The 22,694-nt window shown below is 66.4% G+C and carries 24 protein-coding genes and 1 tRNA gene; 17 read left to right on the top strand and 8 right to left on the bottom strand.

The window, feature by feature from the left end; genetic code table 11:
• Window positions 1–5: 5 nt before the first annotated feature.
• Window positions 6–3,122, bottom strand: a complete 3,117-nt coding sequence (locus tag FCE95_RS15880; protein WP_137268011.1) for a hypothetical protein — start codon at window positions 3,120–3,122, stop codon at window positions 6–8.
• A 417-nt stretch (window positions 3,123–3,539) separates the two neighbouring features.
• Here FCE95_RS15880 and dusA point away from each other — a divergent pair, with 417 nt between their 5' ends.
• The 5 genes from dusA to FCE95_RS15905 all read left to right on the top strand — a co-directional run bounded on the left by dusA (window position 3,540) and on the right by FCE95_RS15905 (window position 8,214).
• Window positions 3,540–4,535, top strand: a complete 996-nt coding sequence (gene dusA / locus FCE95_RS15885) for a tRNA dihydrouridine(20/20a) synthase DusA (protein ID WP_262982810.1) — start codon at window positions 3,540–3,542, stop codon at window positions 4,533–4,535.
• A 3-nt stretch (window positions 4,536–4,538) separates the two neighbouring features.
• The gene (locus tag FCE95_RS15890) at window positions 4,539–5,447 is read left to right on the top strand and encodes an arginine deiminase-related protein (RefSeq protein WP_137268013.1); all 909 of its coding nucleotides are present in this window, start codon (window positions 4,539–4,541) and stop codon (window positions 5,445–5,447) included.
• Window positions 5,448–5,589: 142 nt separating this feature from the next.
• The gene (locus tag FCE95_RS15895) at window positions 5,590–5,961 is read left to right on the top strand and encodes a hypothetical protein (protein ID WP_223266936.1); all 372 of its coding nucleotides are present in this window, start codon (window positions 5,590–5,592) and stop codon (window positions 5,959–5,961) included.
• 57 nt (window positions 5,962–6,018) lie between these two features.
• Window positions 6,019–6,705, top strand: a complete 687-nt coding sequence (locus FCE95_RS15900) for a response regulator transcription factor (protein ID WP_137268014.1) — start codon at window positions 6,019–6,021, stop codon at window positions 6,703–6,705.
• Window positions 6,706–6,813: 108 nt separating this feature from the next.
• Window positions 6,814–8,214, top strand: coding sequence for an ATP-binding protein (locus FCE95_RS15905; protein WP_223266937.1), 1,401 nt, complete (start codon window positions 6,814–6,816; stop codon window positions 8,212–8,214).
• Between the two features lie 185 nt (window positions 8,215–8,399).
• On the opposite strand, the gene FCE95_RS15910 is transcribed toward FCE95_RS15905, so the two are convergent.
• Both FCE95_RS15910 and FCE95_RS15915 read right to left on the bottom strand, forming a co-directional pair.
• Window positions 8,400–9,158 carry a M90 family metallopeptidase gene (locus FCE95_RS15910; protein ID WP_189644808.1) on the bottom strand — a complete coding sequence of 253 codons (759 nt, stop codon included), beginning with the start codon at window positions 9,156–9,158 and terminating at the stop codon, window positions 8,400–8,402.
• 22 nt (window positions 9,159–9,180) lie between these two features.
• Window positions 9,181–9,465, bottom strand: a complete 285-nt coding sequence (locus FCE95_RS15915; protein WP_137268015.1) for a hypothetical protein — start codon at window positions 9,463–9,465, stop codon at window positions 9,181–9,183.
• Window positions 9,466–9,740: 275 nt separating this feature from the next.
• Between FCE95_RS15915 and birA the strand changes: the two genes are divergently transcribed.
• The 4 genes from birA to FCE95_RS15935 all read left to right on the top strand — a co-directional run bounded on the left by birA (window position 9,741) and on the right by FCE95_RS15935 (window position 12,300).
• Window positions 9,741–10,727: a bifunctional biotin--[acetyl-CoA-carboxylase] ligase/biotin operon repressor BirA gene (birA, locus tag FCE95_RS15920; protein ID WP_137268016.1), complete on the top strand. Its 987-nt coding sequence runs from the start codon at window positions 9,741–9,743 to the stop codon at window positions 10,725–10,727.
• Window positions 10,724–11,461: a type III pantothenate kinase gene (locus tag FCE95_RS15925; RefSeq protein ID WP_137268017.1), complete on the top strand. Its 738-nt coding sequence runs from the start codon at window positions 10,724–10,726 to the stop codon at window positions 11,459–11,461. Before birA ends, FCE95_RS15925 begins: the two co-directional genes overlap by 4 nt.
• A gap of 31 nt (window positions 11,462–11,492) precedes the next feature.
• Window positions 11,493–12,179 (top strand): SPOR domain-containing protein, encoded by a 687-nt coding sequence (locus FCE95_RS15930; RefSeq protein ID WP_137268018.1) that lies wholly within the window; start codon window positions 11,493–11,495, stop codon window positions 12,177–12,179.
• Between the two features lie 45 nt (window positions 12,180–12,224).
• A tRNA-Thr gene (locus FCE95_RS15935) sits at window positions 12,225–12,300 on the top strand.
• Window positions 12,301–12,365: 65 nt separating this feature from the next.
• Here the strand turns inward: FCE95_RS15935 and arsN2 are convergent.
• The 4 genes from arsN2 to FCE95_RS15955 all read right to left on the bottom strand — a co-directional run bounded on the left by arsN2 (window position 12,366) and on the right by FCE95_RS15955 (window position 15,778).
• Window positions 12,366–12,806, bottom strand: coding sequence for an arsenic resistance N-acetyltransferase ArsN2 (gene arsN2, locus FCE95_RS15940; protein ID WP_223266951.1), 441 nt, complete (start codon window positions 12,804–12,806; stop codon window positions 12,366–12,368).
• Window positions 12,806–13,282, bottom strand: coding sequence for an ArsI/CadI family heavy metal resistance metalloenzyme (locus FCE95_RS15945; protein ID WP_137268020.1), 477 nt, complete (start codon window positions 13,280–13,282; stop codon window positions 12,806–12,808). The genes arsN2 and FCE95_RS15945 overlap by 1 nt, the downstream gene beginning before the upstream one ends.
• Before the next feature lie 13 nt (window positions 13,283–13,295).
• Window positions 13,296–13,625, bottom strand: coding sequence for an ArsR/SmtB family transcription factor (locus tag FCE95_RS15950; protein WP_137268021.1), 330 nt, complete (start codon window positions 13,623–13,625; stop codon window positions 13,296–13,298).
• A 119-nt stretch (window positions 13,626–13,744) separates the two neighbouring features.
• Window positions 13,745–15,778, bottom strand: a complete 2,034-nt coding sequence (locus FCE95_RS15955; protein WP_137268022.1) for an LTA synthase family protein — start codon at window positions 15,776–15,778, stop codon at window positions 13,745–13,747.
• 132 nt (window positions 15,779–15,910) lie between these two features.
• On the opposite strand from FCE95_RS15955, the gene FCE95_RS15960 reads away from it, so the two are divergent.
• From FCE95_RS15960 to FCE95_RS15980, 6 genes are all read left to right on the top strand, one after another.
• Window positions 15,911–16,579, top strand: coding sequence for a response regulator transcription factor (locus FCE95_RS15960; RefSeq protein ID WP_189644826.1), 669 nt, complete (start codon window positions 15,911–15,913; stop codon window positions 16,577–16,579).
• The gene (locus FCE95_RS15965) at window positions 16,576–17,817 is read left to right on the top strand and encodes a histidine kinase dimerization/phospho-acceptor domain-containing protein (RefSeq protein WP_137268024.1); all 1,242 of its coding nucleotides are present in this window, start codon (window positions 16,576–16,578) and stop codon (window positions 17,815–17,817) included. The genes FCE95_RS15960 and FCE95_RS15965 overlap by 4 nt, the downstream gene beginning before the upstream one ends.
• A 73-nt stretch (window positions 17,818–17,890) precedes the next feature.
• A complete protein-coding gene (locus tag FCE95_RS17400; RefSeq protein WP_262982811.1) occupies window positions 17,891–18,019 on the top strand; it encodes a hypothetical protein in 129 nt (42 codons plus the stop codon).
• Between the two features lie 254 nt (window positions 18,020–18,273).
• Window positions 18,274–19,197 (top strand): arginase, encoded by a 924-nt coding sequence (rocF, locus tag FCE95_RS15970; protein WP_137268025.1) that lies wholly within the window; start codon window positions 18,274–18,276, stop codon window positions 19,195–19,197.
• Window positions 19,198–19,341: 144 nt separating this feature from the next.
• Window positions 19,342–19,488 carry an entericidin A/B family lipoprotein gene (locus tag FCE95_RS15975; RefSeq protein WP_137268026.1) on the top strand — a complete coding sequence of 49 codons (147 nt, stop codon included), beginning with the start codon at window positions 19,342–19,344 and terminating at the stop codon, window positions 19,486–19,488.
• Between the two features lie 255 nt (window positions 19,489–19,743).
• The gene (locus FCE95_RS15980) at window positions 19,744–19,944 is read left to right on the top strand and encodes a CsbD family protein (RefSeq protein ID WP_137268027.1); all 201 of its coding nucleotides are present in this window, start codon (window positions 19,744–19,746) and stop codon (window positions 19,942–19,944) included.
• 80 nt (window positions 19,945–20,024) lie between these two features.
• Here the strand turns inward: FCE95_RS15980 and FCE95_RS15985 are convergent, their stop codons facing one another.
• The gene (locus FCE95_RS15985) at window positions 20,025–20,861 is read right to left on the bottom strand and encodes a hypothetical protein (RefSeq protein ID WP_137268028.1); all 837 of its coding nucleotides are present in this window, start codon (window positions 20,859–20,861) and stop codon (window positions 20,025–20,027) included.
• A gap of 150 nt (window positions 20,862–21,011) precedes the next feature.
• Between FCE95_RS15985 and FCE95_RS15990 the strand changes: the two genes are divergently transcribed.
• On the top strand, window positions 21,012–22,370 hold the full coding sequence (locus FCE95_RS15990; protein ID WP_137268029.1) for a tryptophan--tRNA ligase: 1,359 nt from the start codon (window positions 21,012–21,014) through the stop codon (window positions 22,368–22,370).
• Window positions 22,370–22,690 (top strand): hypothetical protein, encoded by a 321-nt coding sequence (locus FCE95_RS15995; protein WP_137268030.1) that lies wholly within the window; start codon window positions 22,370–22,372, stop codon window positions 22,688–22,690. Before FCE95_RS15990 ends, FCE95_RS15995 begins: the two co-directional genes overlap by 1 nt.
• Window positions 22,691–22,694: the final 4 nt, after the last annotated feature.

Consider the following 22,694-nt stretch of genomic DNA (forward strand, 5'->3'; position numbering starts at 1 on the left):
GCGTCCTAGAGCGTCTCGACCTCGACCCATTCGCCCTCTTCGTTCTGCTCCCATTTGGGCAGCCGATCGTCCGGGCGCAGATGCACCAAATTGGTCGGGATGCGCACGGTCCAAGGCTCGCCTTGCGGGATTTCGTCGCCGGGTCGATCCAGCCGTTCGGCGATTTCGTCGGCGATGGGCAGATACAAAGGACTGCTGATGGTTGGAAGCGGACCGCCCTCCCACAACTCGCCATAGGTCATGAAGTGGTCGATGGCGCCTTCGAAACCGGGCCGTGCCGGCACCGACACGCGCGCGTAGCCCGCTTTGAGGAACTGGGTGAAGAGCGGGTCGGGATCGTCGAACGCGATGCGGTCTTCCCACTCGCTCTTGCGGCCCCAGAAGTAGGGATAGGTGATCCAGGTCAGGTGTTCCCACTCGAAGGCTTGTTCGAAGAAGCGGACGTACGCTCCTTCCTTGGCCGCCTCGGATACGTCGATCTGGGGCATGCCGGTGCTCGGGGCGCTCTCGATCGCATCGAACAGGTCGTAATGCTGGTCGGTCAGGATGCTGATGCAGTCCTTCTTCAACTCGTCCTTCATGCGTTCCAGGTTCAACGCCGGGTTGGCGCCCTTGATCGCCACGCCTGCTTGTACTTCGATGTTGGCCAGTTTTTCTTCGTACTCGGACAGGCGAGCCCGGTAGGCGCTCAGCAGCTTGGCGTGGGTGTCGGCCCGCCACTTGCGCATCGCGAGCTCCGTGCGCTGGCACTTCACCTCGATCGTAAGCCCCACGTTGGCCACGCGATTGGTGATCATCGCGAACGGCACGCTGCCCGTTTCGTTGGAGAGCGTAAGCGTCTGCATGGTCGGATAGGTCATGTCGTCGTCCATGCTGATCTGGCGGAAGTTGTCGCCGACCACCGCGAACAGCGCCCAATTCTGCTCCCAGTAGAAGACCAGCGTGCCGAGATACGCTTTGATCGCCTCGTAGCCGTCTTCGATGGCGATCTGCCCGGAGTGGTTCATCATCGTGGGCGGCTCTTCGTCGTTGGCCTTGAAGTCCGCGGCCACCGTGCGGTACATCTCCGGCGGCGGGGACACGTCGGTCGCCGAATAGGCGTTCACCCAGTCGCCGTAGTTGGTTTCGGTGATCTGCTCGGGCGTGAGGGTGAATTCCTCGGGCTTTTCCAACTCCACGGCGCTTTCGTGCGCCGACTGCATGGCCTTGATCAGATAGGCCGCGGGTTCGGGCACCATGAAGTCGAACATGGTGCGCAGGCCGTAGTTGAACATCTGCGCCTGGTAGACCTTGTTGACCCACTGGTAGACGCCGGAGATGTGCCCGGTACCGCCGGTGTTGTCCAGGATGTGGCTGTTTTTCTCCGCCACCTCGTTGGTGATGCGGAGAGTGGTTCGCTTCAGCACTCTCTCGCTGATCTTGTTGGAGCTGCGCTGGGTGACGTCCTGAGAGAAGCTCGATGCGGACTTGGTCGCTTCCTCTTTGGAGCGCGAGAGCGAGCCTTCGGCGCTGGCGGTGAATTCCACCGTCGGACCATATTTGCCCGAGACCGTGAGCCCCGCTTTCAATGAGGCATCTTCCTTGATCGTTTCGCTGCTTTCCCGGGTCATTTCGAACCGGTCGGTCGTTTCCAGCTCCCGTTCCTGCGAAGTCGACACCTCCGTTTCCAGGAAGGTGATTTCCTCGGTCTGCTTCTTGGTGGTGTGTTCGCGCTCCTTGCGCTCGCCCTTGAGCACATTCTCGATGTGGGCGACATCGGCCCCCTCGTAGCCGATCAGCTGCTGGCGCACCATAAGCAGGTCCGCAACCCCCGCGGGCTTGACCTCGCCACGCGTGCCAGGAACGCTCTCCCCGAACGGGAAGAAGCCCGGCAGGGCGCCGATGCCGCTGAGCACGCTGCCCATCATGGAGGCCCTGGTGGTCTTCATGGCCACCAGCGTGCCGCCCACGCGCTTAAAGCGGCGCTCGACGACCGGGCCCAGCGTATTGACCAGTTCGGACTGGGTCGCTTCACGCGCCTTCGTCAGATCGGCGACGATGCGCTCCATGCCCATGCGCTCGGGTGCGAGAGCCTGTTCCTTGAGCACCTTCTGAGTGGACTGGCTGAGCTTGCCCGCGGCCGTTTCCGTCAAGCGCAGGCCTTCCTTGCGGAATTGTGCGGCGGTGATCGCAGGACTGCCGGCCAACGCGAGGGACCGAAGTTTGTCGCCGCCGGTGTCCTCGGACAGCGGCGTGAGCGTGCGAGGCTCGCCGTTCTCGCGCGGGTTGTTCAAGACCCGCTCCCAATGCCGCAACTGCAAGTCGGACAGCTTTTCGGAGAACCCCGCGCGCGACCGCAACATCGCTTCGATTTCCAGTCCCTTGATCGGATCGCGTTGCTTGGCGGGTTGGGGTTGGGTGCTCTCGAAATCTTCGCCGCCGAACTTGGCGAGTTCTTGGAGCGCGGCCGTCAGGCTGCGATGGCGCGCGATGAGCGCGTCGACGGACTTCCGATGCGCGCCCTGCGCGTCTTCGCGCGCCTTGCGGGCCTTGTCGCGCTGCTCCTGGCTCAAGCGCAGGATCGAAAGCAGGCGCTCCTTGGACGGCAGCTCGACCGATCGGCGGCGATATCGGCGCAATGCGGCCGGGGTTTCCGGGAATGTCTCGTCCTCGGCAGCCTTCATCACGACTTCCAACGTGCGCAGTTGTCCGGTCAGCGTTTCGACGGGACGGAAGTGCTCTTCGGGAAGTTGCTTGATGGCGGTAATGCTGTCGCGAAGACGCGACAGTGCGCTCGCGAAAGCGTCCTTTTTCACTAGCGAGGCCGGCTCGGTGCCGAAATGGTCCTTGATCGCCCGGGACACATCGTCCGGGTTCACCTCATCCTCGTTCTCCAGGCCATCGAGGGCTTCGGAGAAGGCAGCGAGCTGTTCGGCAAGCGGCGTGTCGGACGGATTCCCGAGAAAGTCCTCGGTTTCGATGAACTTCCTGGCCAGATCCTTGAGGCCCTGACGATTGCCGCTGCCTGCCAGGCGCAGTAGCGCGATTTGGTAGGGCGTGTTCTGCGATAGGCGGATGCTGGGGTTTTTGGGGTCTTGCGCGATGGCGGGACGCGTCAAGACCAGACGGAACAGCGGCTCCATGCTCAATTACTCCTGCGTTGTCGCAGTGCGCTGACGCGCCACTGCGGGGGATATCCCTTTCAACGGCAGGGCCAGCCGGTATAGGACACGGCGGTCGTCGATTCGCGATGCGCATCCCGCTACAACGAACTATTTACAGGATGCGTCCTGTTTACCAAGCTGCCACCGCACACCTAAGGACGAGCCGGCGCGAGCGGCGAAGACGGCACGCCGCCGACCCCCGGCCCAAGCTTGTCCTTGAGTGCGTCGAGGGCGAACTATTTGGGCGCCACGGCGCCTTGCCGAGCTCGCACATGTCGCCCACCTGCAGGTACGATTGCCTGCCTCGGACCTGGATCCGACACTGGCTCGCACCCGACGATCGCCGCCATTTCCGCGTGCGCCATGTGTGCACTGAGCTAAGCGTTTTTTGATTTTTTGGACAATTCGTTGAATTACGACGGAAAAACTCTCGCTGTCGCGCCGATGATGGACTGGACGGACACGCATTGCCGCGTGTTCCACCGGCTGCTGGCGCCGCATGCGCGGCTGTACACCGAGATGGTGCATGCCAATGCGGTGCTGTTGGGCGATCGCGGCCGGTTGTTGGCGATGGATCCGGTCGAGCATCCGGTCGCGTTGCAATTGGGCGGCAGCGAGCCGGCGATGTTGGCGCAGGCGGCGCAAATCGGCGCCGAGCGCGGCTTCGACGAGATCAATCTCAACGTCGGTTGTCCTTCCGACCGGGTCCAGGCCGGGCGTTTCGGCGCCTGCTTGATGCGCGAACCGACGTTGGTCGCCGACAGCGTCGCGGCGATGATCGCGTCCTGCACGGTGCCGGTGACGGTGAAGTGCCGGCTCGGGGTGGACGACGACCACGAATATTCGCGTTTCCTGCATTTCATCGACACGGTCGCGCAAGCCGGCTGCGGCACTTTCGTCGTCCACGCACGCAACGCCTGGTTGAAGGGTTTGTCGCCGAAGGAAAACCGCGAAGTGCCGCCGCTGCGCTACGACTGGGCGTATGCGTTGAAGCGCGACCGGCCGGCGCTGGCGGTGGTGGTCAACGGCGGCATCGCGAGCGAGGCCGAAGCGACGGCGCATTTGGCGCATGCCGACGGCGCGATGCTCGGCCGGGCCGCGTATCACGATCCGTATTTGTTGCACCGGCTCGATGTCGCCTGGTTCGGCGGCGATTTGCGGACGCGTGCCGAACTATTGCGCGCGCTGCGGCCGTACGTGGAAGCGCAGCTCGCGAACGGCGTCGCGCTCAAGCACATCGCGCGCCACGTGCTGGGCTTGTTCCACGGCCAGCCGGGCGGGCGCGCGTTCCGGCAAATCCTCAGCGAAGGCGCGCATCGCTCCGGCGCGGACTGGTCCTTGATCGAAAGCGCGATCGCCGCGACAGCGCCGCATTCCCGCGTCGCCGCCTGACAAATGATCACGCGCGCTGCCGACGCCTTTTTCGCCTTCGCCCGCGGCTGCGCGCCGGATTTCGGCCCGGCGACCGCGAAAGCCGCATTCTTGGTCGCGCCCGACGGTTTCGCCCGTGCCGACCAGTCGGCGCAGGACAATCGCTACATGGCCGGCGCCGATGCGTTCGATGCGGCGCGCGCTTCGGCCGAACACCGCGAACTGCAGCGCGCGTTGTCGCAAAGCTTGCCGACGATCTGCTTTCCGGGCGATCCGGATGCGCCCGACGCATTGTTTCCGAACAACGTCTTCGCGACCGCGTCGGGCAAGCTGATCGTAGGCCGCATGCGCCATCCGGTGCGGCAGCGCGAGGCCGAGCGCGACGACATCCGCGGCTGGTTCCGCGACGTGCTGGGCTACGCCGAAACCGATCTCTCGCGCCAACCGCACGCTTGCGAGCTGACCGGCGCGTTGGTGATCGACCGCGCCCGCGGCCTTGGCTTCTGCGGCTTATCCGAACGCTGCGACGAGGAAGGCGCGCGGCTGATGCACGAAGCCTTCGGCCTGCGGGCCACGCTGCTGTTCGACTTGGCGCCCGGCGAGTACCACAGCAACGTCGTGCTGGCCGTATTGGCCGGGCGCGCGGTCCTGGTCTGCGCCGATGGCTTCGCCGATCCGGCGGTCGCCGAGGCCATCGCCGGCGCGTACGCGCATGCGCTGCGCCTGACCGCCGCCCAGCGCCTGGCCTTCGCCGGCAATGCGATCGCTCTGTCCGAGGATGCCGTTTGGATGAGCGCCGCGGCCGAAAGCGCTTTGGCCCCGGCCGACCGCGCGGTGCTGGCCGACGCGGGATTCGAGGTCCGCTCGGTCGATCTGCGGACCATAGAATCGGCCGGCGGCTCGCTGCGCTGCTGCGTAGCCGAGCTGTTCTGAGCTCCTTTCGGCGCCGCCGGGACTGAACCGCAGCCTGCCGCACCGGCAAAAGTTAAGGACGGATTCACTGCCGGCTTTCGAAAATCGACTTCCCGAACGGATCCTCTGGTCCGTCGTCCTGTGCTGGATCCCGAGATTGCCCATGTCGCCGCTGTGCCGCCCCCTGCTGCTGGTGCTGCTGACCGTCCTCGCCGCAGGCGCGGCGGAGCCGGTGCGTGCGCAGGCCGTACCGCAGCGGGAACGCTACCAGGATCCGCGCGATCGCGGACAGGGCCAATCCGACCGCGACCGGCGCGGTTCGGAGCTGTCCGATTCGGTGCGCCGGGTCGAGCGGGAAACCCGCGGCCAGGTACTCAGCGCCGAACGGCTCCAGTACGATGGCCGCGAGCTCAACCGGGTCAAGGTGGTCGATGGCCAAGGCCGCGTTCGCGTCTACGTCGACGATCCTTCGCAGCGCGGCCGTAGCGCCGACGCCCGTACACGCCGCGATGACGACGACGAGCCCAACCTCTAGCCCGTCTCCGCATTGTCTCCGGCTGCGGCCGGCCGATCCCTCTTTTGGAGTTCGCTGATGAGAATCCTGCTCGTCGAAGACGAAGCCCCGCTGCGCGAAACCCTCGCTGCGCGCCTGAAGCGCGAAGGCTACGCGGTGGACGCCGCGCAAGACGGCGAGGAAGGCCTGTACATGGGCCGCGAGGTGCCGTTCGACGTGGGCATCATCGATTTGGGTCTGCCGAAGATGTCGGGCATGGAGCTGATCAAGGCGCTGCGCGACGAAGGCAAGCAGTTTCCGGTGCTGATCCTGACCGCGCGCTCGAGCTGGCAGGACAAGGTCGACGGCCTCAAGCACGGCGCCGACGATTACTTGGTCAAGCCTTTCCACGTCGAAGAACTGCTCGCGCGGATCAATGCGCTGGTCCGGCGCGCCGCCGGCTGGAGCAAGCCGACCCTGGAATGCGGCCCGGTCACTTTGGATCTGGCCGCGCAGACGGTCAGCGTCAACGGCGCCAACGTCGACCTGACCAGCTACGAGTACAAAGTGCTGGAATACCTGATGATGCACGCCGGCGAGCTGGTCTCGAAGGCCGACTTGACCGAGCACATCTACCAGCAGGATTTCGACCGCGACTCCAACGTGCTCGAAGTCTTCATCGGCCGCTTGCGCAAGAAGCTGGACCCGGACGGCGCCTTGAAGCCGATCGAGACCGTGCGCGGCCGCGGCTACCGCTTCGCGATCGCGCGCAGCAACGAAGGCTGAGGCGCGTTCGGCGCGCTCCCTTGGCGGCGGCCCGCGACGTTGCCGCCGCCGCTGCCATGCTGCACGCTAACGCCGTGCCGATGACCGACCTTCTCCGGAACCGCGAACGTGGCTGAAGTCTGGCGCCCGCGTTCGCTCGCCGCGCGCCAGTTGCTGGCGGCCAGCTTGGGTTTGATCGCGTTCCTGGCCTTGGCGGGCTACGCGCTCGACCGCGCCTTCGTCGACACCGCCGAAACCAACCAGCGTCAGCGCCTGGAAAGCTTCGCCCTGGCCTACGCCGCCGACACCGATTTCGACATCGCCGGCGGCATCATCGCCCCCGACTTGCCGCCGGATCCGCGTTTCGACCGGCCGGGCAGCGGCCTGTACGCGGCGATCGCGCTGGCCGACGCGCCGGCATGGACGTCGATGTCGGCGCAGGGGCCGCGCCTGCCCGAGCCGAGCATGCTGGCGCCCGGCGAAACCAGCTTCGACGGCCCCTTGCCCATCGTCCAGATCAACGGCGAGGCCGGCCAGGTCTACCGTTACGGCAAGGGTTTCGTCTGGCCCGAACGTTCGACCGCGGCCGAATTCCCCTACACGATCTACGTGATGGAAGACACGCGCCAGGTGCAGGCGCAGATCACCGTGTTCCGGCGCGCGCTGTGGGGCTACATGAGCATCGGCGGCGCGGTGCTGCTGCTGCTGCAGCTGGTGGTGCTGCGCTGGAGCCTGTGGCCGCTGCGGCGCGTGATCGCCGAACTCAAGCGCGTGCAGCGCGGCGTGGCCCTGCGCATGAGCGAGCGCCACCCGCGCGAGCTGGAACCGCTCACCGACAGCATCAACGCTTTCATCGAGAGCGAACGCGAGAACCTCGACCGCCAGCGCAACACCTTGGCCGATCTGGCGCACAGCCTGAAGACGCCGCTGGCGGTGCTGCGCACGCGCCTGGACGACGGCGCGCCGGCCGGCGAATTGCGCGAAGAATTGGACATCCAACTGCGCCGCATGAACGGCCTGGTTTCGTACCAGCTCGCGCGCGCGGCGTCCGGCGGGCACACCTTGTTCGCCGCGCCGGTGGAGATCGAGGCGCACGCCGAACAGATCGTGCGCGGCCTGGAGAAGATCTATTCCAGCAAGGGCGTGATCTGCGAATTCGACATCGATCCGCAAGCGCGCTTCCACGGCGAGTCGGGCGATCTGCAGGAGCTGCTCGGCAACTTGTTGGAGAACGCGTTCAAATGGGCGCGGCGGCGGGTGCTGCTCACCGCCCATCGCGGTCCGGCCACCACCAACCGCCGTCCCGGCTTGATGCTGGCGGTGGACGACGACGGCCCCGGCATCGCCCCGGAAAACGTCGCCCAGCTGCTGCAGCGCGGCGTACGCGGCGACGAGCGCGTGCAAGGCCACGGCATCGGTTTGGCGATCGTGCAGGATATCGTCCACGGCTATCGCGGCGAGATGGAAGTGAGCTCGTCGGCGGAACTGGGCGGCGCCCGGTTCGAGATCAAGCTGCCCCCCGGTCTCTGACGCCGTACTGTGTAGAGCGGAGCTTGCTCCGCTGCGCTTGCACTGCTTTTCGTAGGAGCGGCTTTAGCCGCGAGCCCTTTCTCTGAAATCGCCGTAATGTCGCGATTTGAAGGAAAAAACTCGCGACTAAAGCCGCTCCTACATAGAGCCGGATCAAAAGCGAAAGCAGCGAAGCAAGCTCCGCTCTACGAAGAAATAGCGAACGGCGAGGGGCCGTAGAACTCGACCAAATGTTCGGCGACTTCCGGCATCGCTTCGCGCAAGACATCCGGCGCGGAGAAATGGTATTCGCTGGCGACCGCGAAGAATTCTTCCGGGGCTTCGGCCGCGTATTCGTCGATCGCGGTCTGGCGTCCGCTTTCGACCTGCAAGCAAAGCGCGTCGTAAGCGGCTTGGAAATCGCGCGCCCATCGCTTCTGCCATTCGCGCGGCAGCGGCGGCGTGCCGTCCAGCGCGCCGTCCAAGGCGTCGAGCTTGTGCGCGATTTCGTGCGCGGCCACGCAGAAGCCGGCGTCGGGTTCGGCCAGATCGGCTTGGACGTCGGCCCAGGACAGGATCACCGGACCGGCTTCCCAAGCCTCGCCGATCAGTTCGTCGTCCCATTCGTGCATCACGCCGGCGGCATCGATGTGGCTGCGGTTGACCCGGAACGCTTCCGGATACACCAGCAACTGCGACCAGCCGCGCAAGCCTTCGGCGCCGAATTCGAGCAAGGGCAGGCAGCACAACGCCGCGAGCAGCGCGCGCTGAGTGGCGTCGAGTTCGAGGCCGGCGAGCGGCGTGATCGCTTTGCGATGCAGGAATTGCGCGCTCAGCGCGCGCAGGCGTTCGGCGCGATCGTCGTCTAGCGCGGCGACCCAAGGCACGGCCTTGCGTACATGCCGCCAAATCGCGGCATCGACGTTCGGCGGCTTGGGCCGCAGGCGTTGCAGGAGTTTGCGCATGCGGCGGCCGCGCGGCCGCCGGTCAGCGGAACATGCCCGGCAGGAAGCTGTGCCAGCGCGGGCCTTGGCTGCGGGGCGCCGTTTCGCCGCCGCCGCCGCCCTGAGCGGCCGGCGCGGGCTTGGCGGCCGGCTTGGTGCGGGCGGTCGTGTGTCCGGCGTTCGTTTTGGGCGCCGGGGTTTCGGCCGCTTGGGTCTCGACCTCCGGGCACGAGCCGGACTCCCCGTTCGGGCTCTGCAGCCCGATGTTTCGCGCGGAGACGCTTGTGCAAGCGCACAACAGCAGCAATGCGAGACTGAGTCGGACCATGACGAAGGGGTTCCCTGTGGGGTGCAAACAGCCAGCCGAAGACGGCCGCTCGCATTGCGGACTATACCTTGGATGCAGGGATGGCGCTGAGGGTTGCATGTTGCATCGCAGCATGCGTCTTTTCCGCTTTCGGCCAGACTGCCCGGCCACCCGATGACCGCCTTCCGCATGCCGTACGCGCCGCTGCCGCCGGTTTTCTTGGCCGCCTGCCCGTTGCGCGCATTGTCCGGCGTCGCTCCTAGCGCACCGCGTAGGGTCCGGCGCAGAGCCTCAAGATGAACGAACGCGAACTGCTGGCCCGCCTGATCCAGGGCCCGGTCTCGGGCGATGCGCTGGCCGAAGCTTCGGGGCTGACCCGCGCGGCGATCTGGAAAAAGATCCAAGCGCTGCGCGAAGCCGGCGTGGCGATCGACGCCCAGGCCGGCCGCGGCTACGCCCTGGCGCAACCTTTGGACTTGCTGGACGCGGAGGCGATCCGGGCCGGCATCGCACCCGCGCAGCGCGCCGGCATCGCTTCGCTGGAAGCCGCGTGGCAGATCGACTCGACCAATTCCGAACTGCTGCGCCGCGCGGCGCCGGCGCAAGGCGCCGACATCCTGTTGGCCGAACGCCAAAGCGGCGGCCGTGGCCGTCGCGGCCGCGCGTGGTCGTCGCCGCTCGCGGCCAATCTTTATCTGTCGTTGTCGCGCCAATTCGGCGGCGGTTTGGCGCGCCTGGGCGGCTTGAGCCTGGTCGCCGGCGTCGCCGTGGCCGAGGCGCTGCCTGCGCTGGGCTACGACGGCGTGCGTTTGAAATGGCCGAACGATCTGCTGGCCGATGGCCGCAAGCTCGGCGGCATCCTGGTCGAAGGCGGCGGCGAGCATGCCGGCCCGGTGCGGGCGGTGATCGGACTCGGATTGAACGTGCGCATGCCGGCCGCCGCAGCGCAGAGCATCGATCAGCCGTGGATCGACTTGGCCTCGCTGCGCGACGGAACGCCGACGCGCAACGCCGTCGCCGCGGCGCTGCTCGATCGGATGCTGGCCGCGTTCGATTTGTTCGATGCCGAGGGCCTGGCGCCGTTCCTGCCGCGCTACGAAAAATACGATGCCTTGCGCGGAGAAGCGGTGTCGGTGCTGACCGGAAATGCGTCGCATGAGGGTATCGCGACGGGGATCGCCGCCGACGGCGCCTTGCGGGTACGCTTGGCCGATGGCGAAGGCGTTTTCCATTCCGGCGAAGTCAGCGTGAGGCGCGTCGGGGCGCAGGAGGCGCGGCGATGACGCGTTGGTTGTTCGATCTGGGCAATACGCGGCTGAAGATGGCGCCGTTGACGGCTGACGGCGAGCCCGGCAAGGTCGTCGCGATCGCGCACGGCGAAGGCGATTTCGCCGCGGCGATCGAAGCCGCGTTGCCGCGCGACGGCGACATCGCTTATCTGGCCAGCGTCGCTTCGGCGCAGACGACGGCGGCGTTGCAGGAAGCGCTGTCGCAACGTTTCGCGCGCACCGCCGTGGCGCGCACCGCCGCGCATTTCGCGGGTTTGCGCATCGCCTACGCGAAGCCGGACAAGCTCGGCGTCGACCGTTTCTTGGCTTTACTCGCCGCGCATGCGCGCGGCGGCGCATGGCTGGTGGCCGGGGTCGGCACCGCGCTGACCATCGATCTGCTCGATGGCGAAGGCGCGCACCGGGGCGGCCGGATCGCGCCATCGCCCGCGCTGATGCGCGAGGCTTTGCACCAGCGCGCGCGTCAGTTGCCCGAAGTCGGCGGCGATTACGCGGAATTCGCCGACGACACCGAAGCCGCGCTGGCCTCGGGTTGCGAAGGCGCGGCGGTCGCGCTGATCGAACGCAGCCTGGCGAAGGCCGCCGAGGCGTTGGGCGCGGCGCCCGGATTGCTGCTGCACGGCGGCGGCGCCGACGCGCTGGCCGCGCATCTCCCGCAAGCGCAAATTGCGTCACATTTGGTGCTGCGCGGCCTCGCGCAGTGGGCGCATCGCAGCGGCGGCGAATAAAATGGAACGCATCGAACCTGCCGGACCCGCCATGTTCGCGCGTGCCCTGATCGTGCTGCTGATCGCCATCAACCTGGGCGTGGCGATGTGGTGGCTGTTGCGTCCCGATGTGGTAGCGCCGGCCGCCGCCGCGACGCCGCCCGGCGTGCCGCGCCTGCAATTGCTGTCCGAAGCCAAACCGCTGGCCGCGTCCGCACCCGCCCAGGCGGCTCCGGTCGCGGCCGCGCAAACGCCGCCGCCGCCCGCGGCGCCGAATCAATGCTTCAGTCTCGGTCCGTTCGCCGATGCGGCGGCGATGCGCGCGGCCGAGACGCGCTTGCGTCCGCAGGTCGTGCGTCTGCGCGCGCGCGAAGCAGCGGCCGCGCCGGCGCGCGCGTACAGCGTGGTGCTGCCGCCGTTCGCGAGCCGCGAGTTGGCCCAAGCCGCGACCGAGAAGATCAAGGCCGCCGGTTTCGACGATTACCTGTTGATCAATACCGGCGACGACGCCAACGGCATCGCCCTTGGCCGCTACGGTTCGCAGGACACCGCGCAGCGCCGCCAGGCCGCCTTGCGCGCCGCCGGCTTCGATGCGCAGATCCGGCCGGTGGGCGAAGCCGCCGCGGCCGGGCCGTCGTGGCTGGACATCGAAGCGCGCGCCGACGCCGACCGCGCCCGCCTGCGCCAGGCTGCCGGCGCCGCGCAATCGCCCGCCCTGGATTGCGCGCGCCTGCGCTGACGCCGCGCGCTAGAATGCGCCCGCGGCGGATCGCCGCAGCGAAATGCCGGTATAGCTCAGTCGGTAGAGCAACCGCCTTGTAAGCGGTAGGTCCCCAGTTCGAATCCGGGTGCCGGCACCATAGTCGTGAACTTCCTGCTTAGACGCATCAGGCTGACCGACGACATGCGAAGGGATGTCGTAGGCTTAGTCATGGCGGAGATCTTTGGCTAGGCAGGTAGCGGTCGACGGACAGAGCGATCGGAACTCGGCCGTGTCTTGAAGCGCTTCGGGCATAGTTGCGCGATCAGCAAGCGCATAGCCTCGTTTCATGAAGAAGGGCGCTGCCGTCTCGGTCAGCAGCACGAGCCGCCGGATGCCTCGGGCCGCTGCGTGAGCTTCGATAGCGTCGACCAGGGCGGTGCCGGTGCCGGCCGTCCGAGCTGCCGGCGACACCGCCAGCGATCGCAGCAATCCGATGTTCCCGAGCGCCTGCACGCCGACCGTCCCATGCACCGTTCCGGCTTGCTCGGCCACGACGAAGTCGATCTCGCTGCTTTCCAGGTCATCCACCGGTAGGGCCGCCGTCGCCAGCAAATCGCGAATAACCGGAGCATCGGTTGCGGACGCCGCGCGCAAGGTCAGCATCAGCAGCACCCGCTCGCCGCGCTGCAAGACGAGGCGCGCACAGCCTCCGGTTTGGCTGGCGCGCAGCACGCCTCGGCATGGGTGGCCTGGCCGTTCCGACCCATACCGTAGACCGGAATGTCGCCCATCGTGTGGAAGGCTTCCCAGACGACGCCTTGCGGATCCTCGAGCCAATGCTTATCTGAGCGGGCGTAGCAGCAGTTCGCTCCCACCTCCGGTTCGCTAGCCAATCCGGCCGCATCCGCCCTGGCTTCGAGCTCGGCCAGCTCGTCGGCGGTTTCGGTCTGAATTCCCAGATGGTTTACCCCGGCGGCCTCTGCATGGGTCGAAATCGCGAAGTTGACGCGCGGATCGTCCAGCATCCATTTCGCGTAGTCGTGCTTCTCCACAGTGGGGGGGGCGGCAAACAGGCCCGAATAGAAGCGAATGCTCTCGGATAGGTCTTTGACCGAAACGTGGACGTGCAGGCGTTTCATGAAGGCTCCAGGATTAGGCGATGGGTGCAGCGCAAGAAGAGGTTGAGGTTTCGCAAGCGGCGCCGGCGCAGCAGTTCTCGGTCAGGAAAGCCAACAGCGCATCCATCGTTCGGTAGCTGGCCGAGTAGATGACAAAGCGGCCCTCTTGCCGCGCTTGGGTCAGGCCGGTGTGCGTGAGTTCTTTCAAGTGGAACGACAAGGTCGCGGGGCTGATGTCTAGGCGCTCGGCGATTTGGCCTGCGGGCAACCCCTCCGGGCCTTGCTCGACCAAGAGGCGGAACACCGAGAGCCTGGTTTCTTGGGCGAGGCCGGCGAGAAGGGATACGGCAGCTTTTGTTTTCATATTTTTAGAATAATCAAAATATTGGTCGAGTCAAGTGCATCGCCAGGAGTTTGGGAATCCCATAGCTACAGCTTAATAATCAGATACTTACGAACGGGGTGTCGGCTTGGCCACATAGATCACGGAACCCCGACGACTGCGCTCGCGCCGGGCGCAGCGCCTTCCGCCGTCATCAAATGGTGCGAGTAGCGATAACTCGCCGTTTGGTAGTAGCTGATCGCCTGTATCGCGAGCTTGCTGTCCAGCGGAATCTGCGGCTGCGGGCGATCCGAATCCCAGGTCGGGCGCACCGCGTCGATCCGCCGGTGCGGCGACAGTTCGATCAACTGCCCGTCGCGCACGTAACCCAATCGCTGATAGGTGCCGATGAAGGCGCGTTCCTGTCCGGGCGCGCGCTGGAAAGCGTCGACGCCGTAGAAATGGCTGCGGTAATCCATGCCGAGCAGGCCGAGAATGGTCGGCCCGACATCGATCTGGCCGAGCATGCGGTCGAAACGTCCCGGCGCGATGTGCGCGGGCGAATACACCCACATCGGAATGCGGTAACGAAACGCGGGAAGTTGCGCCTTGCCGGAACTGGACGCGCAATGGTCGGCGGTGATCACAAAAACGGTGTCCGCGAACCAAGGCTTGCGGCGCGCGCGTTCGATGAAATCGCCGATCGCCCAATCGGTATAGGCCACCGCGCTTTCGCGCTGGCCTTGCCGCCACGGGCCGCGGCCTGCGGGGAAGGTGTAGGGGCGATGGTTCGAAGTGGTCATGATGTGGGCGAAGAACGGCTTGCCCGCCGCATGCGCCTTGTCGAACTCGGCCAGCGACATCGTGTACAGGTCCTCGTCCGCCACGCCCCAGATGTTGGCGTAGTGGATCGCCGGCTCCGGAATCTGCGCGCGGTCGTGCACTTCATAGCCGTTGTGGGCGAAGAAGTAATTCATGTTGTCGAACGCGCCGTAGCCGCCGTACAGGAATTCGGAGCGGTAGCCCTTCTGGTTGAACACGTCGGCCAGCGAGTACAGGCCTTCGTTGCGTCCGCGCTTGACGATCGATTCGCCCGGCGTCGGCGGCACCGACAACGCCAGCGCTTCGAGCCCGCGTACGGTGCGGGTGCCCGATGCGATCAAGTCGCCGAACACCAGGCTGTCCCGGCTCAACGCATCCAGGCGCGGCGTCAGGCTGGGCTTGCGGCCGTAGGTGCCCGAGTAGCCGGCCGACAGGCTCTCGACGCTGATCAGGACCACGTTGAGCCTGCGTTCCGGCGCGGCGTTGTGGATGTCGCGGGCGATGTCGGTCGGGTCGTCGTCGACGAAACGCGCGTCGGGCGTGGCGAGCTGCCGGCGCACTTCGGCGAAAGCTTCGGCCAGCGGCAAGGTGCGGTAGAAGCGGTCGTAATCGAGCGAAGCGCTGCGGTACGCGGCGAAGAATTGGTAGATGCCGTTGCCGGCCAATTCGTTGACGTAGGCGTTGTCGGTGCGGTCCTTGAGGTCCGCGTTCACCAGCCAAGTGCCGAGCACGCTCAGCGCCAGCCACGATAGCGCCACAGCGCTGCGCGCGGCGAACGTCGAACCGTCCTCGCGGCGCAGCGCCGGTTTGCGGACGGCGAATACGACCGCCGCCAGCGCCGCCAGCGCAACTACGATCCAGCCCACCGGATACGATTCGCGGATGTTGCCGACCACCTCGTTGGTATAGACCAGATAATCGACCGCGATGAAGTTGAAGCGCGTCTGGAACTCCTCCCAGAACGTCCACTCCGCGACAGCGACGAACAACGACGCGAACAGCATCAGCAGGCACAAGCCGGAGACGGCGGCATGGCCGATCCGCGTGGCGGGCGCCCGCGCCGGCAACAGCCACAGCAGCAGCACCAACGGCCAGGCGAAATAGACGAAAGCCAGCAGGTCGTAGCCCAGGCCGACTTCGTAGGCGTACAGCCAATAGCGCGGCGACGGCGGTATCCCGGCGCCGGTGCGGACCAGCAAGACGAAGCGGGTCAGCATCGAGATCGCCAAGAAGCACGCGGCGAGCCACAACAGCGGACGGAAACGCCGCAGCAAAGCGTTGTCGATGGGCAAAACGGCGTCTCCGGCGACCGCGTCCGGCGTGCGGTGCCGGCGCAGCTTGGAGGTGGCCGCGTAAATCCAGCTCAGCCGCATCTCAGCGCCGCGTTAAGCGCCGGCCCGGGCCCGGCCTATACTTCGGACCGGACGGCTCCCGCCGATCGCGTGAACGACATGAACGCACAACCCTCCGCCAATGCCGTCCCCGAAGCGCAACCCGGCCGCGGCGTGCGCGTGCTGATCGTCGAGGACCAGCGCGACATCGCCGCCAATCTCTGGGATTTCCTGGAGCGGCGCGGCTACACGGTCGATCACGCGGCCGACGGCGAAACCGGCCTGGCGCATGCGCTGTCCGGCGGCTTCGATGTGATCGTGCTCGACTTGGGCTTGCCGCGGCTCGACGGCCTGGACCTGTGCCGGCGCCTGCGCGAAGCCGGCCGCGGCGTGCCGGTGCTGATGCTGACCGCGCGCGACACGCTCGACGACAAGTTGCGCGGCTACGCGGAGGGCGCGGACGACTACATGGTGAAGCCGTTCGCGATGCGCGAGCTCGAGGCGCGCATCCGCGCCTTGCGCCGGCGCGCGCAGCCGAGCGCGGGGATGCCTTTGGCGATCGGTGCGCTGAGCTACGATCCGAAGTCGATGCTGGCCACGCGCGAAGGACGCACCGTGGCGTTGACCCGCACCCAAGGCGCGATTTTGCTGGCGCTTATGCGCGACTCGCCCGCGGTGATCCCGCACGCCGCGCTTATGCGCGCGGCCTGGGGCGACGAAGAAGGCGACATCGCTTCGCTGCACACGCACCTGTACGAGCTGCGCGCCTTGCTGGACCGGCCGTTCGCGCAACAGATGATCCAATCGGTGCGCGGCATCGGTTACCGGTTGTCGCCCTCATGACGTTCGCCGCGAATCTGCCCTTGCGCCGCCGCGTGCTGATCGCCTGCACCGTGCTCGGGTTGATGCTGAGCCTGATGTTCGCGGCGGCGGTGGTATACACGGCCGACCGGTACGAGGCGATACTGATCGAAGAAGTCCTTCGCGGCCAGGCCGAAGACTACAGCTTGCGTTTGGTCGCCGACCCCGCGTTGCCGTTGCCGCAAACCCATCGGCTGAGCGGGTATCGGCGCGATCTTTCCGGGCGCAGCGACATACCGGTCGTCTACGCGGGCCTTTCGCCCGGGTTCCACGAATCGGAAAGCGAGGACGTCGACGGCATCCACGTCGGCGTATTCGACACGGACGTCGGACGGCTGGTGTTCGTGATGGATTTGCGCGACATCGAACAGCTCGAGCAAGCCTTGGCCTGGTTTCTGGCGGGCATGGTCGTGTTCGGCACCGCGCTGGCGGGCTGGTTGGGTTGGGTATTCTCGGCGGGCACCGTGGCGCCGGTAGCGCGCTTGGCCAAAGCGGTCGACGCGCTGCCCACGCAACCGCAGCCGACCGCGCTGGCCGAATCGGTGAGCCACGACGAACTCGGCCGCTTGGCCAGCGCGATCGACCGCTACCAAGCGCGCCTGGTCGAAGCCGATGCGAACGAACGCATCTTCTTCGCCGACGCGAGCCACGAGTTGCGCACGCCGGTGGCGGTCGTGCGCGGCACCGCCGAGGTATTGCTGGACGGATCGCAAACCGATGCGGGCACGCGTCTGCGCTTGCGCCGGCTGGATCGCGGCATGCAGGAGCTGACCGATCTGCTGGACGTGTTGTTGGGCTTGGCCCGGCGCCGCGAGCCGGTCCCCGAGGTGCTGGATGCGCGCGAGTTGCTGCAGGAAGCGGTGTCGGCATCCGCGGCTGCGGATGCGCAAGCGCCGCCGGTTTCGATCGACGCGGCGGGGAGTTTGCGCTTGCCGCGCCACGAAAGCCTGTTGCTGTTGCGCGGGCTGATCCGCCGCATCCTGCCGCCCGAAGAACCAGGCCGGTTGGCGATGCGTTTGGACGGCGCCGAACTTTCCCTGGCTTTCGTCGGCGAAGGCGCGCGTCCCGCTCCGGTCGCCGCGCCGCCGAGCCAACGCGGCGATCGCGGCTATGCGCTGACCTTGACCGGGCGCTTGGCCGAACGCCTGGGTTGGCATTGGGAACAGACGGGCGAACGCGCGCTGTCGATACGCTTGCCCCAAGACGCGATGGTCGCTTAGTCCCGTTCAGCGCCGTTCCACATAGCGCTCACCGCGGCCGGGATAACTTCGAGGCGAACATCGGAGCACGGCCATGGCCAAAGACGACAAGAACCCGAACGGCAACGAGCGCGAAAGCGATCAGCGCCGCGACGAAAAGCGCGAACAACGGACCCAGGAAGAGCGCAGCTGGCAAGCGGAAGACAATCGCAAGCGCGGTTGAGGCTGAAATAGAAAACCGGGACGAGGCTGGCGGGGTCGCTGTCCCTGCGACCCCTTTCGTGCGATTGGATGACCGACCCAGGGGAATTGAGCGGTAGCGCACGCGCCAGCCGGGCCAGGATGTCGCCGCTCGCAGCCGGAAGCAGTCGGGCCTCTGCCCGTAGCGGGGTAGGAAAATGCCTACGCACAGCCGTTTTTTTTGCCGGTCCAGCGCCCACGACCTATCATTCGCGGCGACCCGCAAGGAACATGCCGATGAATTCCCGCTATCCGCCGGTATCCCTGATCGGCGCGCCGACCGACATCGGCGCCGGCCACCGCGGCGCCAGCATGGGCCCGGAGGCCTTGCGCATCGCCGGCATCGGCGCGGCCTTGAGCTCGCGCGGCGTGGACGTGATCGATCGCGGCGATATCGTCGGCCCGCGCAATCCCTGGTTGCCGCCGGTGGACGGTTATCGCCATTTGAACGAAGTGCTGGCCTGGAACCGCGCGGTGATGGATGCGCTGAGCGACGAATTCCGCGCCGGGCGCCTGCCGATCCTGCTCGGCGGCGACCATTGCCTGGCGATCGGCTCCTTGAGCGCGGTCGCGCGCCATTGCCGCGAAACCGGCAAGAAGCTGCGCGTGCTGTGGCTGGACGCGCATTCGGATTTCAACACCCACGAGGTCACCCCGTCCGGCAACATCCACGGCATGCCGGTGGCCTGCGCTTGCGGGCTCGGCCCCGACGTGCTGACCGGCCTCGGCGGCCACGTGCCGGCGATGCGGCCCGACCAGATCCGCCAGATCGGCATCCGTTCGGTCGATCCGCCCGAAAAGCGGCTGATCAAGCAGTACGGCCTGGACGTGTACGACATGCGCTACATCGACGAAGTCGGCATGAAGCGCACGATGGAAGCGGCCTTGGACGGCGTGGACGCGGACACCCATCTGCACGTCAGTTTCGATGTGGACTTCCTCGACCCGAGCATCGCCCCCGGCGTCGGCACCACGGTACCGGGCGGACCGAACTATCGCGAAGCGCAGTTGGTGATGGAGATGATCGCCGACAGCGGGCGGATGGGCTCGCTGGACATCATGGAACTCAATCCCGCGCTCGACAGCCACAACCGCACGGCCGAACTGGCGGTCGATCTGGTCGAAAGCCTGTTCGGAAAGTCGACGCTCATGCGCGACTGAGCGGCCGCGGGCCGTTCATTGCGCGTTGCGCCGGAGCGGCGAAGAATCCCGGTGGCTGCACACGGCCTTCACGCCGGAGTGCGGTTCCATACGCCGGCGGCGGCGGACACCGCGCCGGTCCCACCATCCACCGAGGAGATATCCATGAAGCGTTTGATTGCAGTGATGTTGCTGGCCATGTTCTCGGTCGGCGCGCTCAGCGCCTGCAACACGATGAAAGGCGCGGGCCAGGACGTTCAGAAGGCCGGCGAGAAGATCGAGCAGAAGGCCGACGAGAAAGGCGCCGACTGATCGCATCGCCGACGCGATACGAAACGGGCCGGAGCGATCCGGCCCGTTTTTTTGCGATCGCGCCTCAGCGGCTTTGCTTTTTCGATCGGCGCGAAAGGAGCCGATCCATCCTGCGCGGACTGACGGTTTAAAGCCGAGAAGAAACGTAACCGTTCAGGCGAATAACGAATCGCAACGCAATCTTGATCTTGCTTGAAGGTGGACAGGCGGATACTTGCTACGCGGCGAATTCGCCGTGCAGTCGAGGTGAAAAACATGAACAAGGACATCATTGCGGGCAAGTGGACGCAGCTCAAAGGCCAGGCCCAAGCCAAATGGGGCGAATTGACGGACGACGTGTTCGACGTCGCCGCAGGCGACAGCAAATATCTCGCCGGCAAGCTGCAGGAACAGTACGGCTGGGATCGCGATCGCGCCGAACGCGAAGTTAGCGATTTCGAGAAGACCCTGAACTGATTCTTTACTCCCCCGCGGACAGAACGAAAGAGGCCGGCATTCGCCGGCCTCTTCTTTCATGTCGGATTGTCGGACGGACATCAGCCGTTCGGCGGATCCGGCACGAAAGCGCCCGGAAACGCGCGCGGCTCGTCGCCGCCCCAATAGCGGTAGGGCGGCGGCAGCACGCCCATCGCCACCAGGCTGTCCAGCGCGTCGTAGCGGAGCTGCGTGACTTGGGTCGGCCGCGAACTGGCGCGGACGAATTCGGTGCTGCTCACCGGCGCCCATTCGCGCGCGCCGTGGCCGGTGCCGATCTGCTGCTGGGCCATCTCCCGGCGCGACGACGACGCGTCCGCCGCGGCCGAAGCTTCGCGCTCGGCGGCGGCCGGCGCGTTGGAACTCTTGGCGCGGGCTTCGTCCAGTCCGCGCGGGTAGTCCGGATAAGGACGCGGCGGCGAATACGGCGGCTGGTAATAGCGCGGCTGCGATTCGCGGAACACGGCGATGCCGATCACACCGACGTTGTCCGGCCGCCCGGTGCGCGCCGCATAGCTGTCCGGCAGATCGGTGAAATAGAACTGGGCCACGTCGTCCATCGATTTGCGCCAGCCGGCGATCTCGGTGCTCTGCCACGGCCCCAGCACATAACCGGCCTGCGACGGATGCGCGGTGCGTCCGTCCACGGCGTTGACGCCGTCCACCGACAGCACCACCAGCAGGCGTTCGCCGGTGGTGTTGGTCAAGCGCACGGCGTAGCGGTGGCCCGGTTCGCCGGGCACGTAAGTGCGGCCGTGGTGCGGGTACTCGGGCAGCCATCGGCCGGCGTCGCGATCGATCAGGTCGATGTCGACCAGCGAGCGCGCCGAAGCGGGCTGGCAGGCGGTAGCGGCGGCCGCGGCCAGGGCGGCGCTCAACAACAGCGATTTGCGCAACATGGTTCGTCTCCGGGGTGGGCAAGAGAACGAACGGGTAGGGGCAGGGAACGGGGTTGCCGCTTTTTGCGGGAGCGGCTTCAGCCGCGAGCTTTTCGACCTCGACCGGCAGTGCAGGGAAGAGCTCGCGGCTGAAGCCGGTAAACTGGCGGGATGAACGATCCGAAATCCCGCAAAACCCGGGTCCTGACCGGCATCACCACGTCCGGCACGCCGCACCTGGGCAATTACGTCGGCGCGATCCGCCCGGCGGTAGCCGCCAGCCGCCAGGCCGGCGTGGAAAGCTTCTACTTCCTGGCCGACCTGCACAGCCTGATCAAGCTGCAGTCGCCCGAACGCGTGCAGCGTTCGACCCTGGAAATCGCCGCGGCCTGGCTCGCCGCGGGCTTGGATCCGGCACACGTCTGGTTCTACCGCCAGTCCGACATCCCGGAAATCCCCGAACTGACTTGGCTGCTCACTTGCGTGGCCGGCAAAGGGATCCTCAACCGCGCCCACGCCTATAAAGCGGCGGTCGACAAGAACCGCGCCGAGGGCGAGGACGACGATGCGGCGATCACCGCCGGGCTTTTCATGTATCCGGTGCTGATGGCCGCGGACATCCTGGTGTTCAACGCGAACAAAGTCCCGGTCGGCCGCGACCAGGTGCAGCACATCGAAATGGCGCGCGATTTCGGGCAGCGCTTCAACCATCTGTACGGCGAACCGGCCGGCAAAGAGTTTTTCGCCTTGCCCGAAGCGGTGATCGAAGAGCACGTGGCGACCTTGCCGGGGCTCGACGGCCGCAAGATGTCCAAGAGCTACGACAACGTGATTCCGTTGTCGGCCTCGCGCGAGGAGTTGAAGAAGCTGATCTTCTCCATCGTCACCGATTCCAAGGCGCCCGGCGAAGCCAAGGATCCCGGCGGCTCCAACGTGTTCCAGCTGTACCAGGCTTTCGCCGGCGCGGAAGAAACCGCGGCGATGCGTCAGGCCTATGCCGACGGCATCGGCTGGGGCGACGCCAAGCAGAAGTTGTTTGAGCGGATCGATGCCGAAATCGCGCCGCTGCGCGAGCGCTATGAAAGTTTGATCGCCGCGCCGCAGCGGATCGAAGAGCAATTGCGCGACGGCGCGCGCCGAGTGCGCGAAGCCTATGCGACGCCGCTGTTGGGCGAACTGCGCGAAGCGGTCGGGTTGCGCGATTTGTCGCGCACGGCGCAGTGGGCGAAGAAGGCGTCCGCCGCCAAGGCCGCGGCGCCGCAACTCAAGCAATACCGCGAAAACGACGGCCGTTTCTACTTCAAATTGGTGCAAGGCGAACGCACGCTGCTGCAGAGCATCGGCTTCGATTCGCCCAAGGACGCCGGCGCGCGCATCGCGCAGCTCAAGCGCGAAGGCGGATCGTTGTTGCATCACGCTGCCGGCGAAGGCGTGCATCTGGGCCAGGAGCTGATCGGCAAATTGGCCGAGGATGCGGCGCTGGAAGAAGTGCTGGCCGCGGTCGCGGCCTTGGTGGAAGCCGACGCCTGATGAGCCCGCTGGTCACCCTCAACCTGGCGCTGATCCTGTTCCTGCCCTGGCTGCTCATCCTGGGCGTGCTGTATTGGCTCTATCCGCGCCAGCCGCGCCACGGCGCGCGCCGCGCCTTCGACGTCTTAGCGCTGGCCGCGTCGCTGGCCGCCTTCGTGCTGACCATGCATTGGGGCTATCGCAACGCCGATACCAGCTACGGCGGCATGTGGCCGCAGATCCTGGCCACTTCGGTGGCGTACGGCGCCTTCCTGGCTGTGCTGAGTGCGGCTTTCGGCCTGCGCCGGCGTTGGCTGGCCCGGAACCTGAACCGCAGCTAGGTCC

Origin of the sequence: Luteimonas gilva, from assembly GCF_005239095.1 — a bacterium.
In the GTDB taxonomy this organism is placed as follows: domain Bacteria; phylum Pseudomonadota; class Gammaproteobacteria; order Xanthomonadales; family Xanthomonadaceae; genus Luteimonas_C; species Luteimonas_C gilva.